We start from the raw sequence: 15566 nt of genomic DNA on the forward strand, positions 1-15566 counted from the left end.
CCCGATCAGACCCACACGTGGCATCGCAACGACACCGGCTGGAAAAGTGGGCCGCTGCTTTGTATTGAATTTCGCAGCGGGCCCGAGAGATTACAGATTCCGCAGCGCGGCGACTACTGCGTCACCCATTTCCTGCGTTCCGACTTTAGTGCAACCGGCCGAATAGATGTCACCGGTACGCAAGCCTTGATCCAGCACCACGCTGACGGCTTTCTCGATGGCATCGGCCGCATCGTGCAGATTGAAGCTGTAACGCAGCATCATCGACACCGACAGAATGGTCGCCAACGGGTTGGCAATGCCCTTGCCCGCGATGTCCGGCGCCGAACCGTGGCAAGGCTCGTACATGCCCTTGTTGTTCGAATCCAGCGAGGCCGACGGCAGCATGCCGATGGAGCCGGTGAGCATCGACGCTTCGTCGGACAGGATGTCGCCGAACATGTTGTCGGTGACGATCACGTCGAACTGCTTCGGTGCGCGCACCAGTTGCATGGCGGCGTTGTCGACGTACATGTGGCTCAGTTCGACTTCAGGGTAATCCTTGGCGACCTGCTCGACCACTTCACGCCACAGTTGGCTGGACGCCAGCACGTTGGCCTTGTCCACCGAGCACAGCTTCTTGCCGCGAACCATGGCCATGTCGAAACCGACGCGGGCAATGCGGCGGATTTCACTCTCGCTGTATGGCAGGGTGTCGTAGGACTGACGCTCGCCGTTGTCCAGAGTACGGGTGCCGCGTGGCGCGCCGAAGTAGATGCCGCCGGTCAGCTCACGAACGATCAGGATGTCCAGACCGGCAACGATTTCCGGCTTCAGGCTTGAAGCGTCGGCCAGTTGCGGGTAGAGGATCGCCGGACGCAGGTTGCCGAACAGGCCCAGTTGCGCACGGATTTTCAGCAGACCGCGCTCAGGGCGGATGTCACGCTCGATGGTGTCCCATTTCGGGCCGCCCACGGCGCCCAACAGGACTGCGTCGGCAGCACGGGCACGCTCGAGGGTTTCGTCGGCCAGCGGCACGCCGTGCTTGTCGATGGCGGCGCCACCGATCACGTCATGGCTCAGCTCGAAGCCCAGGCTGTACTTGTCGTTGGCCAGCTCCAGCACCTTGACCGCTTCGGCCATGATTTCCGGACCAATACCGTCACCTGGGAGAATCAGAATCTGCTTGCTCATGCTTTCCTCGTGTCTTCAATCGGTGCGCCTCTAACAGGCGCGCCCGGAAAAATGCTTAGCGTTCGGCCATCAATACGATTACATCTGTACTGAACGAGCCGTCGGCATCAATCTCAAAATATTCGCGCACTTCATTGCCCATCGACTGCTGCAACTGGCGGATCGCCGCGCGCATCACGTCGGGCGTACGCATACGCTCGACCCAACTGCTGTACTCCAGACGCAGGCGCTGACGCGTGGTGCTGCGGGTATGCAGCCCGGCCTCGCTGACCTGGCGCAGCCACTCAGCGGCGGAATAATCGCGCACGTGACTGGTGTCGCGCAGCACCTCGACGCTTTGCAGATAAGTGTCGAACAACGGGCTGCCCGGTGACAACACGTCGATGAACGCTGCCACACCGCCCGGTTTCAGCACCCGACGCACTTCGCGCAGTGCCACCCCGAGGTCGCTCCAATGGTGTGCCGAATAACGGCTGAACACGAAATCGAATTCGCCATCGGCAAACGGCAGACGCTCGGCGGCGCCGTTGACCGTGGAGATGTTGGCAAACCCACGATCCACAGCCGCAGCAGCGACCACGTCGAGCATTTGCTGCGACAGGTCGTAGGCCACCACTTCCTTGACCAGCGGCGCCACATGAAAACTCACATGACCGGCGCCACAACCCAGATCCAGCACCCGGGCGTCGCCCTGCCCGGCCAGTTCAGCCTGTAGCAGCGCGAATTCGGTGCCTTGCGCGTGAACGGCGCTGCTCAGGTAGGCGGCAGCCTGTTCACCGAATTGCTTTTGTACAACCTGGGTGTGCTGGGCGGTGCTGGTCATGGGGACTTCCTTTTGATCTTGGGATGCCTGTTCCGGCCTCATCGCTGGCAAGCCAGCGATGGGGCCAGCTCTGACTACATCAGCTTCGAATCATTACGCATCGCGGAACAACCACGGCTGACTCACACGATGCTTGGCCTCGAACGCCGCAATCGCATCACCGTCCTGCAAGGTCAGGCCGATGTCGTCCAGACCATTGAGCAGGCAATGCTTGCGGAACGCGTCGATCTCGAAGCGGTACACCTTGCCGTTCGGGCTGGTCACGGTCTGCTCGTGCAGATCGATCTGCAATTGATAGCCCGGCTCGGCCTCGACCTGCTTGAACAATTCATCGACCTCAGCATCGCTCAGGATGATCGGCAGCAAGCCGTTCTTGAAGCTGTTGTTGAAGAAGATGTCGGCGTAGCTCGGCGCGATGATGCTGCGGAAACCGTATTCTTCCAGCGCCCATGGCGCGTGTTCACGGCTGGAGCCGCAACCGAAGTTCTCGCGGGCCAGCAATACGCTGGCGCCTTGATAACGCTCGGCGTTGAGCACGAAGTCCTTGTTCAACGGGCGCTTGGAGTTGTCCTGATACGGCTGGCCGACATCCAGGTAACGCCACTCATCGAACAGGTTCGGGCCGAAACCGGTGCGCTTGATCGATTTCAAGAACTGCTTCGGGATGATCTGGTCGGTGTCGACGTTGGCACGATCCAGAGGCGCGACAAGACCAGTGTGCTGGGTAAAAGCTTTCATGCTGCGCTCCTTAGATCAATTCACGAACGTCGATGAAACGACCGTTCACCGCCGCCGCAGCGGCCATGGCCGGGCTCACGAGGTGGGTACGACCACCGGCGCCCTGACGGCCTTCGAAGTTACGGTTGGAGGTCGAGGCGCAATGCTCGCCGGACTCCAAACGGTCCGGGTTCATCGCCAGGCACATCGAGCAACCCGGCTCACGCCATTCGAAACCGGCTTCGAGGAAGATCTTGTCCAGACCTTCGGCCTCCGCCTGGGCCTTCACCAGACCCGAACCCGGCACCACGATGGCCTGCTTGATCGTCGAAGCCACTTTGCGGCCCTTGGCGATCACGGCCGCAGCGCGCAAGTCTTCGATGCGCGAGTTGGTGCAGGAGCCGATGAACACACGATCGAGTTGAATGTCGGTGATCGCCTGATTGGCGCTCAAACCCATGTATTTCAAGGCGCGGACGATCGAGTCGCGCTTGACCAGATCCATCTCTTTGGCCGGATCCGGCACGTTCTGATCAACGGCCAGGACCATTTCAGGCGAAGTGCCCCAGCTGACTTGCGGCTTGATCTGCGCAGCGTCCAACTCAACTACGGTGTCGAACTTGGCATCCGCATCGGAGACCAGGTCTTTCCAGGCTTCAACCGCCTGATCCCACTGCGCGCCTTTCGGCGCGAACGGACGGCCCTTGACGTACTCGACGGTCTTTTCGTCCGCGGCCACCAGCCCCACACGGGCGCCGGCCTCGATGGACATGTTGCAAATGGTCATGCGGCCTTCGACGGACAGGTCGCGAATCGCGCTGCCGGCGAATTCGATGGCATGGCCGTTACCGCCGGCGGTGCCGATCTTGCCGATCACCGCGAGGACGATGTCCTTGGCGGTCACGCCGAATGGCAACTGGCCTTCGACGCGTACCAGCATGTTCTTCATTTTCTTCGCGACCAGGCACTGGGTGGCGAGCACGTGCTCGACCTCGGAAGTGCCGATCCCGTGCGCCAAGGCACCGAAAGCGCCGTGGGTCGAGGTGTGCGAGTCGCCGCAGACCACGGTCATGCCCGGCAAGGTTGCGCCCTGCTCCGGGCTGATCACGTGGACGATGCCCTGACGGATGTCGTTCATCTTGAACTCGACAATGCCGTATTCATCACAGTTGTCATCGAGGGTCTGAACCTGCAAACGCGAGACCTGGTCGGCAATGGCTGCGATGCCGCCCTTGCGCTCCGGCGTGGTCGGTACGTTGTGGTCCGGGGTCGCGATGTTGGCATCGATGCGCCACGGCTTGCGCCCGGCCAGACGCAGGCCTTCGAAGGCTTGCGGCGAGGTCACTTCGTGGATGATGTGACGGTCGATGTAGATCAGCGCAGAGCCATCGTCGCGCTGTTTGACCAAATGCGAATCCCAGAGCTTGTCGTAGAGCGTTTTGCCGGCCATCAGACGGTTCCTCATCAGCTTGTTTCTATGCCCTGGGCTTATCAATAACCCTTTGGCTTGTGAGGCCGATCCTATGGGGTTAGATTAAATAACTCAAATTCATATTTTTTATGCTTTGGATAACCAACTGGAATACGATTTATGGATCTGGCCAACCTCAACGCTTTTATCGCGATTGCCGAGACCGGCAGCTTCTCCGGCGCCGGTGAACGCCTGCACCTGACGCAACCGGCGATCAGCAAACGCATCGCCGGACTCGAGCAACAATTGAAGGTGCGGCTGTTCGATCGACTGGGCCGCGAAGTCGGTCTGACTGAGGCTGGCCGCGCCCTGCTGCCCCGGGCCTACCAGATTCTCAACGTGCTGGACGACACCCGTCGCGCCCTGACCAACCTCACCGGCGAAGTCAGCGGCCGGCTGACCCTGGCCACCAGTCACCACATCGGCCTGCACCGTTTGCCGCCGCTGTTAAGGGAGTTCACCCGCCGCTACCCACAGGTGGCGCTGGATATTCAGTTCCTCGATTCGGAAGTGGCCTACGAGGAAATTCTCCATGGCCGTGCGGAACTGGCGGTGATCACCCTGGCGCCAGAGCCGCACACACTGGTCAAGGCCACGCCGGTGTGGGACGACCCGCTGGATTTCGTGGTGGCGCCGGAGCATTCACTGATCAGCAATGGCGCCGTGAGCCTGGCGGACATTGCCGGCCATCCGGCGGTGTTTCCCGGAGGCAACACCTTTACCCACCATATTGTCCAACGCTTATTCGAGGCCCAAGGGCTGACGCCGAACATCGCCATGAGCACCAACTACCTGGAAACCATCAAGATGATGGTCTCCATTGGCCTGGCCTGGAGTGTTCTGCCACGCACCATGCTCGATGAACAGGTGGCGCGCGTACCTTTGCCGGGCATACAGCTCAGTCGCCAGCTAGGCTATATCGTGCACACCGAACGGACGCTGTCGAATGCGGCAAGGGCTTTCATGGCCTTGCTGGATGCGCAAATCGATCTGCCAGGGACTCCAGGCTAACTTGTGCTACTCCTATAGAGCCGCTGTCCCTGTGCCTAACGCCACCATCAGCTCAAGGCCCGTTAACAATGCCGAAATCTGTTGACCGAATTCCGCCGATGCCGCGTATTCAGGCCATTGATCCGCGACGTTCCGAGCAGAGCTGGGAGAGTGCGCCGCAATTACTCGCCGCACTCAACGGCGCCCGGCTCGGCGCCTGGTATTGGGACATCGAGCGCGGGCAGATCAGCTGGTCGCGGGGCACCCAGGCGCTGTTTGGCTTCGATCCTCGGCAACCGCTGCCCCAGGATCTGGAATATCTCGACCTGCTGCCGCCCGAGGACCGGGCGAAAACCGTGCGCGCCTTCCACGCGGTGATTGCCGGCGCGCCGCTGGAACAGGCGATGCACCACCGCATCCGCTGGCCCGACGGCAGCCTGCACTGGCTGGAAATCAGCGGCAGCCTGCTGCCGGACAAACACGGGCGCCCCCGAATGATCGGGGTGATTCGCGAAATCACCCACCAGCGTCAACGCGAACAGGCCCTCAGCAGCTCCGAGAAACGTTTCGCCACACTCTTTCATCTGTGCCCGAACATGGTGTTGCTGACCCGACAGGAGGACGGCCTGATCAGCGAGGCCAACCAGTATTTCGAAAGCCTGTTCGGCTGGCCGGTACAGAGCGCCATTGGCCGCACCACACTGGAACTGGGCCTGTGGGTACACCCCGAGCAACGCGCAGAGCTGGTGAAAAAGACCAAGGCCAAAGGCGAATTGGTCAGCATGGAAGTGCAGTTTCGCGCCAGCAACGGGCAGATTCATGACGGCATTCTCAGCGCGCAGAAGGTCGAACTCGAAGGCCAGCCGTATCTGCTCAGCACCTTTCTCGACACCACCGAACGCAAGGCCGCCGAACACGCCTTGAAAGACAGCCAGGAACGCCTTGATCTGGCGCTGGACTCGGCGCAACTCGGCACCTGGGATTGGCACATCCCCAGCGGCATGCTCTACGGCTCGGCGCGGGCCGCGCAATTGCACGGGCTGGAGCCGATCCCGTTTCACGAATCGTTCGAGGAGTTTTTCGAGGGCGTGCCGGGCGAAGAACGCGACAGCATGCGCGACGCCTACCGCAGCCTGCGTGAAGGCCCGGCGGGCAACTATCAACTGACTTATCGCGTGCAGCTGGCGGATGGCAGTTCGCGTTATCTGGAAAGCCGCGCCCGCCTCTACCGCGACGAAAACGGCGCGCCGCTGCGCATGGCCGGGACCTTGCTGGACATCACCGATCAGGTCGAGCGCGAGCAACGCCTGGTCGCCTCCGAAGAGAAATTCGCCACGCTGTTCCAGGTCAGCCCCGACCCGATCTGCGTTACCCGCCAGGACAGCGGCGAGTTCATCGAAATCAACAACAGCTTCACCCAGACCTTCGGCTGGAGCGCTGCCGATGTAATCGGCCGCACCGCCGAGGATATCGGCCTGTGGGACGCCTCGGCGAAGAGTCTGCAACGCATCGAACGCGTCATCCGCGAACAGGGCCTGAGCAATGTCGCGATCATCGTCCAGCACAAGGACGGCCAGTCGCTGACGTGCGTGATTTCCAGCCGGCAGATCAGCGTCGGCAATCAGCCGTGCATCGTCACCACCCTGCGCGACATCACCCAACAACAGCGCTCCGAAGCCGCACTCAAGGCCAGCGAAGAGAAATTCGCCAAAGCATTTCACTCCAGCCCCGATGCGATCACCATCACCGAACGTGACACTGGGCGCTATCTGGAGGTCAACGACGGTTTCTGCCGCCTCACCGGCTATCGCGCCGAAGAAGTGGTGGGCAAGACCGTGTACCAGATCGGCATATGGGCCGAGGAAAAACAACGCTCGGCGCTGCTCGCCGAACTGCAGATCAAGGGCCGCGTGCACCATCAGGAAATGCTCGGGCGCAACAAGCGCGGTGAACTGCTGACGGTGGAAGTGTCGATCGAACCGATCACCCTCAACGAAACCGCGTGCCTGCTGCTGACCGCCCGGGATGTCAGCCTGCTGAAAAACGCCGAAGCACAGATCCGCCATCTGGCCTATCACGATCCGCTGACCAATCTGCCCAACCGCGCCTTGCTGATGGATCGCCTGAGCCAGCAGATCGCCCTGCTCAAACGCCACAACCTGCGCGGTGCGCTGCTGTTCCTCGACCTCGACCACTTCAAGCACATCAACGACTCGCTGGGCCACCCGGTCGGCGACACGGTGCTGAAAATCATCACCGCACGGCTCGAAGCCAGCGTGCGCATGGAGGACACTGTTGCGCGCCTGGGTGGCGATGAATTCGTGGTGCTGCTCAGCGGCCTCGAAGGCACGCGCAACGAGGTCAGCGCACAAGTGCGGGAACTGGCCGACACCATTCGTGAGTTGCTCTCGGAGCCGATGTTCCTCGACGGCCAGCGCCTGCAAGTGACACCGAGTATCGGCGTGGCGCTGATTCCCGATCACGGCTCGACCCCGACCGACCTGCTCAAACGCGCCGACATTGCCCTGTATCGAGCCAAGGATTCCGGGCGCAACACCACGCAGATGTACCACAACACCATGCAGAAGGCGGCCAGCGAACGGCTGCGCATGGAGACTGATCTGCGTCTGGCGCTGTCCCGTGGCGAATTCAACGTGCACTACCAACCGCAGGTCGATGCGCAGGACAACCGCATCATCGGCGCCGAAGCGCTGGTGCGCTGGAATCACCCGGAACTCGGCGCACAATCGCCCACAGAATTCATCAAGGTGCTGGAGGACAGCGGCCTGATTCTGGAAGTCGGCACCTGGATCCTCGACGAGGCCTGCGAGGCTTTCAAACAATTGATCGCACTGAAACTGGTCGATCCGCTCAACTTCAGCCTGTGCGTGAACATCAGCCCACGGCAGTTCCGCCAGAACGATTTCGTCGAACGCATCGAACACAGCATGAGCAGCCACGGCCTGCCCTGCTCGCTGCTGAAACTGGAGATCACCGAAGGCATCGTGATCCAGAATCTGGATGACACCATCATCAAGATGCGCCGCCTGAAAAAACTCGGCGTGAGCTTCGCCATGGACGACTTCGGCACCGGCTATTCATCACTGACCTATCTCAAGCGCCTGCCGGTCGACACCCTGAAAATCGACCAGTCGTTCATCCGCGACGCAACCACCGACCCCAACGACGCCGAGATCATCCGCGCCATCGTCGCCATGGCCCGCAGCCTGGAACTGGAGGTGATTGCCGAAGGCGTGGAGACGCCGGAGCAACTGGCGTTCCTGCAGGGGCTGGGTTGCCATTTGTATCAGGGTTACCTGCACAGTCGGCCGGTGGCACTGGATGAGTTGAAAAAGATGCTCGAATGACGTGCACAAAAAAAGGGCGCCAGTGGCGCCCTTTTTTCTTGCTCGGCCTTATTGCAGAACCGGCTTCTGCGCCCCGTTGATCGGGATGCGCTTGGCTTTCGCTTCTTCCGGGATCACCCGCAACAGGTCGATGCTCAGCAGACCGTTGCTCAGATCGGCGGCCTTGATCTCGATGTGATCGGCCAGGCGGAAGGACAGCTTGAAAGCCCGCTGGGCAATGCCTTGATGCAGGAAGGTCACGCCTTCGTTGGCATCACGCTTGCCGCCACTGATGGTCAGCACACCCTTCTCGACTTGCAGCTCCAGGTCTTCTTCCTGGAAACCGGCGGCCGCTACGACGATGCGGTATTGATCGTCACCGTGTTTTTCCACGTTGTAGGGTGGGTAGGTGCTGCCTGGCTCGTTGCGCAGCGCGGTTTCGAACAGGTCGTTGAAACGGTCGAAACCCACCGAGGAACGGAACAGTGGCGCCAGGGAAAATGCAGTACTCATGGTTCAAATCTCCTGAAAACAATCAGCAAGTTTTTCTGTCTCCGCGACCCGAATTCGGCATCGCGTAACCCTTAGATAGGGACCGCCAAAATGATTTCAAGAGATTATTTGCAGATTTTTTTCAGGCTGCTGCGGCGACCGGCAAGCCGAGTAAACGCGAGACTTGATCCGGTTCTGTCTCGCGACGCAGCACGGTAAACAGCTCGGTGGCTTCGGGATAATTGCGCGTCAGCATCGCCAGCCATTGCTTCAAGCGACCCGGCGACTGGCGTGCGGTCATCTGCGCCTTGGCTTGCAGCCAGAAGTCCTGAATCAGCGGCAGCAGCTCGGCCCAGCTCATCTCGACCACTTCTTCGCCGGCGCGCGCGGCAGCGATCTGCTTCGCCAGATCAGGACGTGAGACCAGGCCGCGACCGAGCATGATGTCTTCGACGCCGCTGATCTCGCGGCAGCGGCGCCAGTCTTCGACGCTCCAGATATCACCGTTGGCGAACACCGGCACCTTGACCACGTCCTGCACCCGCGGGATCCACTCCCAGTGCGCCGGCGGCTTGTAGCCATCGACCTTGGTCCGGGCATGCACCACGATGTGCTCGGCGCCGCCCTCGGCCAGCGCGGTGGCGCACACAAGCGAGCCGTCCGGGCTGTCGAAACCCAGGCGCATCTTCGCGGTGACCGGGATGTGCGCCGGCACCGCGCGACGCACGTGTTCGACGATGGAGTTGAGCAGCTCCGGCTCCTTGAGCAGCACCGCCCCGCCCCGGGATTTGTTGACGGTTTTGGCCGGGCAGCCGAAGTTCAGATCGATGACTTGCGAGCCGAGCTCGCAGGCCAGTGCAGCGTTTTCCGCCAGGCACACCGGATCGGAACCCAACAATTGCACGCGCAGCGGTACACCGGCACGGGTGCGGGCGCCGTTCAGCAGCTCGGGGCCGAACTTGTGGAAGTAGGCCGGGGTGAGCAACTGATCGTTGATCCGAATGAACTCGGTCACGCACCAGTCGATGCCGCCAACGCGGGTCAGCACGTCGCGCAGGATGTCGTCGACCAACCCCTCCATGGGCGCCAGGGCAATTTGCATGGGGAAAACACTACTCAGGAAGAAAAAACGTGCGGCAGTTTACTGGATTACGAGACAAACCGCAGATCCCTTGTAGGAGTGAGCCTGCTCGCGATAGCGGTGGGTCAGATAGATGAATGCTGACTGACACTCCGCTATCGCGAGCAGGCTCACTCCTACAGTTTAGATTCGGGCAGTTTCTGGACTTTGGATCGCCGGGCCGTAACCCTCGATGAACTCCGCCGGCATGCGCTTGGGCTTGCCGCTGGACAGCTCGATGCAGACGAAGGTGGTCTGGGCGCGCAGCAGGGTGGCGTTGTCGCTCGGGCGGATCAGTTGGAAGTGCCGGGTCATTTTCAGGCGCTGGTCCCAATCGACGATCCAGGTCGCCAGTTGCAGCTCATCACCTTCGTAGGCCGCCGCCAGATAATCGATTTCGTGACGCACCACGGCCATCGCCCGATCCAGACGCCGGTACTCGACCAGATCCAGTCCCAGACGCTGCGAGTGGCGCCAGGCGCAGCGTTCGAGCCAGGTCACGTACACCGCGTTGTTCGCGTGGCCCAGCCCGTCGATGTCCTCGGCGCCTACTTGCAGATCAATGGTGAACGGCGTTGCCCGATCCCAGCCCATGCCCCACTCCCGGTCAGATTATTCAACCGGGGCAGTGTAACGGATGTCAGGCCGATTGCCGCGCTTGAAGGCTGCGCCCGGCCAACAGTGATAACACGCCATCAACCACCCGAGGGTCGGCCAGCACGCGCTGGTGGCCGCCGCTTTCCAGGCGCAGCAGGCGACTGTCGAACCATGATTCGTGGATCAATTGCGATTCCTTGACCGAGACGAAGTTATCGTCCTCGGCATGCACGATCAGGCCCGGCATATCCAGTTGATAGTGCGCGACATCAAGGGTCGCGGCGCGCATGCCGACGTCCTGCTCGACCTGGCGGATGAACGCCGAGCGCGCCCGCGGTGGCATGCCGACGTAGCGGGCGAAACCGCGCAGTACGCCGAGAATCCGCGCGGGAGCAGCGATGCTGACCAGGGTTTCGGTGCGCAGGCCCAGTTGCACGGCGAGCATGGCACTGGCGCCACCCATGGAGTGGCCGATGACGGCTTGAAGTGGTGGCAGCTCGGCGGCCGCTTCGAGCATGGCGCGGGCGAACAGCACGACGTTGGCTTCACGCCCCGGCGAACGACCATGGGCCGGACCATCGAGGGCAACGACGGTGTAACCGGCCTCGACCAGTGCGGTGATCAACGCTGCAAACTGGGTGGGCCGCCCCTCCCAGCCGTGCATCAGCAGCACCGCCGGGCCCTGCCCCCAGCGCAGCGCCGACAGGCCGAAGCGCAGGGTAATCCGCTCGGAACTCGCCAGCAATGGCAACTCCCAATCTCGCAGCGGCAGCGCGCGCGGCGTCATGAACGCTGTGCGCATTTTGCTCGCTACCTGCTTTGGTGCAATCCAGCCCAAGGTGCCATTAACGCCACGAACCCACTTCAACGTGTTCATCGCTCTCTCCTCAGGCGTTGCCTTCAGGTCAACGCACTGCCGACTTGGCAGCGCGCAGCAATCGATCAGATAAATCGCCCGGACCCAGCGCGCGTGCCAGCGCCAGACCACCCACCATCAACGCCACATCCGCCAACGCCTTGTCGGTGTCCTCGGGGCTGGACGCCAACTGCGCAATCATCAGCTCCAGGTGTTCGTTCAGCGCGATGCGGAAGGATTCCGGCAGACGCCCCAGTTCGCCGATGGAAGCCGGAATCGGGCACGCGGCATCGCTGGAATCACGGTGCTTGCGTGACAGATAGAACGCAGCAACCAGGGCGCGACGCTCTTCGCCGGTCAGCTCGGAGTCCATGTCGGCAATCAGATCGCGTCGACGACCGAGCAGTTGCTTGAACGCCTCGAGCATCATCGCGTCCTTGCTTTCGAAGTGTGCGTAAAAACCACCGACGGTCAGGCCGGCGGCGCCCATCACTTCGCCCACGCTGGGATCCGCCGGGCCACGCTGCATCAGTGCGGCGCTGGCAGCCTTGAGGATGCGTTCGCGGGTTTGAGCTTTTTTATCGTTCATCGTTGCCTCCGAATATTACGACTAGAATATTATTCGCATAATAATATTCCGCAAGTCGAGGATATGACCGCTGGTCTGAAGCACAGTGTAAGGAAAAAGGAGAGTTGGCCAAACGCCAGACAAACAAAAGGGCCATTCAATAATTGAATGACCCTTATAAATCCCGCAGAGCGGGTAATCGTGGCGTCCCCTAGGGGACTCGAACCCCTGTTACCGCCGTGAAAGGGCGGTGTCCTAGGCCACTAGACGAAGGGGACACAAACCCTTCTATACAGCTGATCAGCGCTGAGATCTGATCTGATTCAAGGCCGGTGTGGCCAGACCTTGAACTGTAAAATTGGTGGAGCTAAGCGGGATCGAACCGCTGACCTCCTGCATGCCATGCAGGCGCTCTCCCAGCTGAGCTATAGCCCCTCATCGTTGATGTCATCGCTGAGGACGGGGCGAATCTTAAGGGCGTATCGAAAGCCTGTCAAACTTATTTTTGAAAAATTTCAAAGTTTTTTGTCGGCATAACAATCACTTACCGCCCTCCCCCCGAAAATCCGGGAGAAAAACGCTGAAGGCCGGAATCAAACGATCCCGGCCTTCAGCGGTTACCGCAGAGTCAGACGTGCTTAAGCAATCGCGCCCAGCAGCTTTTCCCACTCTTTGTTTTCTTTCTTCGACACGCCGCCCAGCAGGTCGATCGCCTGGCGCAGACGGAAACGAGTCAGGTCCGGACCGAGGATTTCCATCGCATCGAGCACCGACACCGAACTGGCCTGCCCGGTAATCGCGGCAAACATCAATGGCATCGCATCGCGCAGCTTCAGTTCAAGGGACTCGACCACCGCCTGAATCGTCGCAGTGATGCTGTCCTTCTCCCACTGACGCAGGCTTTCCAGCTTCCACAGGATCAATTGCATCAGCTGACGCACCTGATCGCCCGACAGTTTTTTCGATTCGAACAGCTTGGCATCCGGGTTTACGCCACCGGCAAAGAAGAAGCCGCCCAGCGGTGCAACCTGGCTGAAGGTTTCAACGCGGCCCTGAACCAGCGGCGCGATCTTCATCATGTATTCGGAGTTGAACGCCCACTTTTGCACTCGCGCGGCGAATTCTTCCACCGGCAGATCTCGCAACCACTGGCCGTTGAGCCACGACAGTTTCTCGATGTCGAAGATCGGCCCGCCGAGGGACACACGCTTGAGGTCGAAGTTGTCGACCATTTCCTGCAGCGAGAACTTCTCGCGCTCGTCCGGCATCGACCAGCCCATGCGACCGAGGTAGTTGAGCATCGCTTCAGGCATGAAGCCCATGCGCTCGTAGAAGGTCACCGAGGTCGGGTTCTTGCGCTTGGACAGCTTGCTCTTGTCGGGGTTACGCAGCAGCGGCATGTAGCACAGCTCCGGTTGCTCCCAGCCGAAGTATTCGTACAGAAGAATCAGTTTCGGCGCCGATGGCAGCCATTCTTCGCCGCGCAGCACGTGGGTGATGCCCATCAGATGGTCGTCGACCACGTTGGCGAGGAAGTACGTCGGCAGGCCGTCGGTCTTCATCAGCACTTGCATGTCCATGCGATCCCACGGGATCTCGACATCGCCACGCAGCATATCCGGCACCACGCAGACACCTTCGGTCGGCACCTTCATGCGGATCACGTGCGGTTCGCCGGCGGCCAGACGCGCAGCGACTTCTTCCTTGGACAGCAGCAGCGCACGGCCGTCGTAACGCGGGGTTTCGCCGCGCGCCATTTGTTCGGCGCGCATCTGGTCCAGTTCTTCAGCGGTGCAGAAGCACGGGAACGCATGGCCCATGTCGACCAGTTGCTGGCAATACTTCTGATAGATATCACCACGCTCGCTCTGCCGGTACGGGCCGTGCGGGCCGCCGACGTCCGGGCCTTCGCTCCAGTCGATCCCCAGCCAGCGCAGGGCGTCGAAGATCTGCTGTTCCGACTCGCGGGTCGAACGCAACTGGTCGGTGTCTTCGATGCGCAGGATGAACTCACCGCCATGCTGCTTGGCAAAGCAGTAGTTGAACAATGCGATGTAAGCGGTACCTACGTGGGGGTCCCCGGTAGGCGATGGCGCGATGCGAGTGCGGACGGTGGTCATGGCATGTCTCGAAAAGAATGAAAAGCAAAACAATCAAGCGGCGAATGGTAACAGGCGACACCCGCCCCGCTCCAGCGGGCAGGGCATTTAAGCCAAGTTTGCGGCTGGAACGCCCATAGACCGTGGTGACGGGCCGAATATCAGCCATTGGCATTTACCGTTTATCGGCGGTATGCCAGATTCAGCCGCAGATAACTTTCCTTACAATTCCTCGACTACAGTTTGCCCATGCCTGCCCAACTCAAGCGTCGCCTGTTTATTTTCCTGCTCCTGGTTCTGTTGATTGCCGGGGGCTTCTTCGCCCACTGGTTTTTCAAGGGCCGCTTTTATGAAAGCACCGATAACGCCTATGTCCAGGGCGAGATCACCCGCGTCTCCAGCCAGTTGAGCGCACGCATCGACGAAGTGTTGGTGCAGGACAACCAGCACGTGGAAAAAGGCCAGTTGCTGGTGCGCCTTGAACCCAATGATTTCCGCCTCGCGATTGATCGCGCCAATGCCGCCCTCGCCACGCGCGAAGCCGAGCGCTTGCAGGCACAAAGCAAATTGACACAGCAATCGAGTCTGATCGCCGCCAGCGACGCGCAAGTGGCGACCACCCAGGCCACGCTTGGCCGTTCGCAGATGGATTTGTCGCGAGCCGAAACCTTGCGCAAACCCGGTTACGTTTCCGAAGAACGGGTGACCACCCTCTCCGCTGATGCCCATATCGCCCGCTCGCAAGTGGCCAAGGCCCAAGCCGATGCACAGAGCCAGCGCCAGCAGGTCAATGCACTGACGGCCGAGATCAAACGCCTCGACGCGCAGATCGCCAACGCCCGCGCCGATCTGGCGCAAGCCGAGCTCAACCTGACCCGCAGCGAAATCCACGCACCGATCAGCGGCCTGGTCGGCCAGCGTGCCGCACGCAATGGTCAGGTAGTGCAGGCCGGCGCCTATCTGCTGTCGATCGTCCCGGACGAAGACATCTGGGTGCAGGCCAACTTCAAGGAAACCCAGATCGGCCACATGCAGCCCGGACAGAAAGCCGAGCTGACCTTCGATGCCTACAGCGACACGCCGATCGAAGCGCGGGTCGACAGCTTGTTTGCCGCTTCCGGCGCGCAGTTCAGCCTGTTGCCGCCAGACAACGCCACCGGCAACTTCACCAAAGTCGTGCAGCGGATTCCGGTGAAACTGACGTTCAAGGCCGACAACCCGCTGCACGGCAAGATCCGCCCGGGCATGTCGGTCACCGCCACCGTGAACATCAAAGACGCCCCAGACAATGGCCGGTGATTCGCTGATCCGCC

At 60.9% G+C, this 15566-nt stretch carries 13 protein-coding genes and 2 tRNA genes; 3 read left to right on the top strand and 12 right to left on the bottom strand.

Annotated features, from left to right (window positions below; all coding sequences use genetic code 11):
* Positions 1 to 90 precede the first annotated feature (90 nt).
* The 4 genes from leuB to leuC form a co-directional block, all read right to left on the bottom strand.
* Positions 91 to 1173, bottom strand: coding sequence for a 3-isopropylmalate dehydrogenase (leuB, locus tag ACIP8I_RS12535; protein ID WP_400761423.1), 1083 nt, complete (start codon positions 1171 to 1173; stop codon positions 91 to 93).
* 55 nt (positions 1174 to 1228) lie between these two features.
* Positions 1229 to 1996, bottom strand: a complete 768-nt coding sequence (locus ACIP8I_RS12540) for a class I SAM-dependent methyltransferase (protein WP_400761426.1) — start codon at positions 1994 to 1996, stop codon at positions 1229 to 1231.
* A 93-nt stretch (positions 1997 to 2089) separates the two neighbouring features.
* Positions 2090 to 2734, bottom strand: a complete 645-nt coding sequence (gene leuD / locus ACIP8I_RS12545) for a 3-isopropylmalate dehydratase small subunit (RefSeq protein ID WP_098964653.1) — start codon at positions 2732 to 2734, stop codon at positions 2090 to 2092.
* Positions 2735 to 2744: 10 nt separating this feature from the next.
* The gene (gene leuC, locus ACIP8I_RS12550; RefSeq protein WP_041066037.1) at positions 2745 to 4163 is read right to left on the bottom strand and encodes a 3-isopropylmalate dehydratase large subunit; all 1419 of its coding nucleotides are present in this window, start codon (positions 4161 to 4163) and stop codon (positions 2745 to 2747) included.
* Between the two features lie 141 nt (positions 4164 to 4304).
* Here leuC and ACIP8I_RS12555 point away from each other — a divergent pair, with 141 nt between their 5' ends.
* Positions 4305 to 5195, top strand: coding sequence for a LysR family transcriptional regulator (locus ACIP8I_RS12555; protein ID WP_108591687.1), 891 nt, complete (start codon positions 4305 to 4307; stop codon positions 5193 to 5195).
* A gap of 68 nt (positions 5196 to 5263) precedes the next feature.
* Complete coding sequence (locus tag ACIP8I_RS12560; protein WP_400761430.1) at positions 5264 to 8542, top strand: PAS domain S-box protein; 3279 nt, start codon at positions 5264 to 5266, stop codon at positions 8540 to 8542.
* 48 nt (positions 8543 to 8590) lie between these two features.
* On the opposite strand, the gene ACIP8I_RS12565 is transcribed toward ACIP8I_RS12560, so the two are convergent.
* From ACIP8I_RS12565 to gltX, 8 genes are all read right to left on the bottom strand, one after another.
* The gene (locus tag ACIP8I_RS12565) at positions 8591 to 9034 is read right to left on the bottom strand and encodes an Hsp20 family protein (RefSeq protein WP_007969230.1); all 444 of its coding nucleotides are present in this window, start codon (positions 9032 to 9034) and stop codon (positions 8591 to 8593) included.
* Between the two features lie 121 nt (positions 9035 to 9155).
* On the bottom strand, positions 9156 to 10115 hold the full coding sequence (locus tag ACIP8I_RS12570; RefSeq protein WP_400761432.1) for a tRNA dihydrouridine synthase: 960 nt from the start codon (positions 10113 to 10115) through the stop codon (positions 9156 to 9158).
* A gap of 162 nt (positions 10116 to 10277) precedes the next feature.
* Positions 10278 to 10727: an acyl-CoA thioesterase gene (locus ACIP8I_RS12575; protein WP_400761435.1), complete on the bottom strand. Its 450-nt coding sequence runs from the start codon at positions 10725 to 10727 to the stop codon at positions 10278 to 10280.
* A gap of 46 nt (positions 10728 to 10773) precedes the next feature.
* Complete coding sequence (locus tag ACIP8I_RS12580) at positions 10774 to 11607, bottom strand: alpha/beta fold hydrolase (RefSeq protein WP_400761437.1); 834 nt, start codon at positions 11605 to 11607, stop codon at positions 10774 to 10776.
* A gap of 28 nt (positions 11608 to 11635) precedes the next feature.
* Positions 11636 to 12175 (bottom strand): TetR/AcrR family transcriptional regulator, encoded by a 540-nt coding sequence (locus ACIP8I_RS12585; RefSeq protein WP_400761439.1) that lies wholly within the window; start codon positions 12173 to 12175, stop codon positions 11636 to 11638.
* A 181-nt stretch (positions 12176 to 12356) separates the two neighbouring features.
* Positions 12357 to 12432 (bottom strand) — tRNA-Glu (locus ACIP8I_RS12590).
* Positions 12433 to 12513: 81 nt separating this feature from the next.
* Positions 12514 to 12589: transfer RNA gene (locus ACIP8I_RS12595), tRNA-Ala, on the bottom strand.
* A 203-nt stretch (positions 12590 to 12792) separates the two neighbouring features.
* On the bottom strand, positions 12793 to 14274 hold the full coding sequence (gene gltX / locus ACIP8I_RS12600; protein ID WP_003226448.1) for a glutamate--tRNA ligase: 1482 nt from the start codon (positions 14272 to 14274) through the stop codon (positions 12793 to 12795).
* A gap of 228 nt (positions 14275 to 14502) precedes the next feature.
* Between gltX and ACIP8I_RS12605 the strand changes: the two genes are divergently transcribed.
* Complete coding sequence (locus tag ACIP8I_RS12605) at positions 14503 to 15552, top strand: HlyD family secretion protein (RefSeq protein WP_400761441.1); 1050 nt, start codon at positions 14503 to 14505, stop codon at positions 15550 to 15552.
* The last annotated feature ends 14 nt before the right edge of the window (positions 15553 to 15566 follow it).

The organism is Pseudomonas sp. NPDC088414 (assembly GCF_044753325.1).
Classification (GTDB): Bacteria; Pseudomonadota; Gammaproteobacteria; order Pseudomonadales; family Pseudomonadaceae; genus Aquipseudomonas.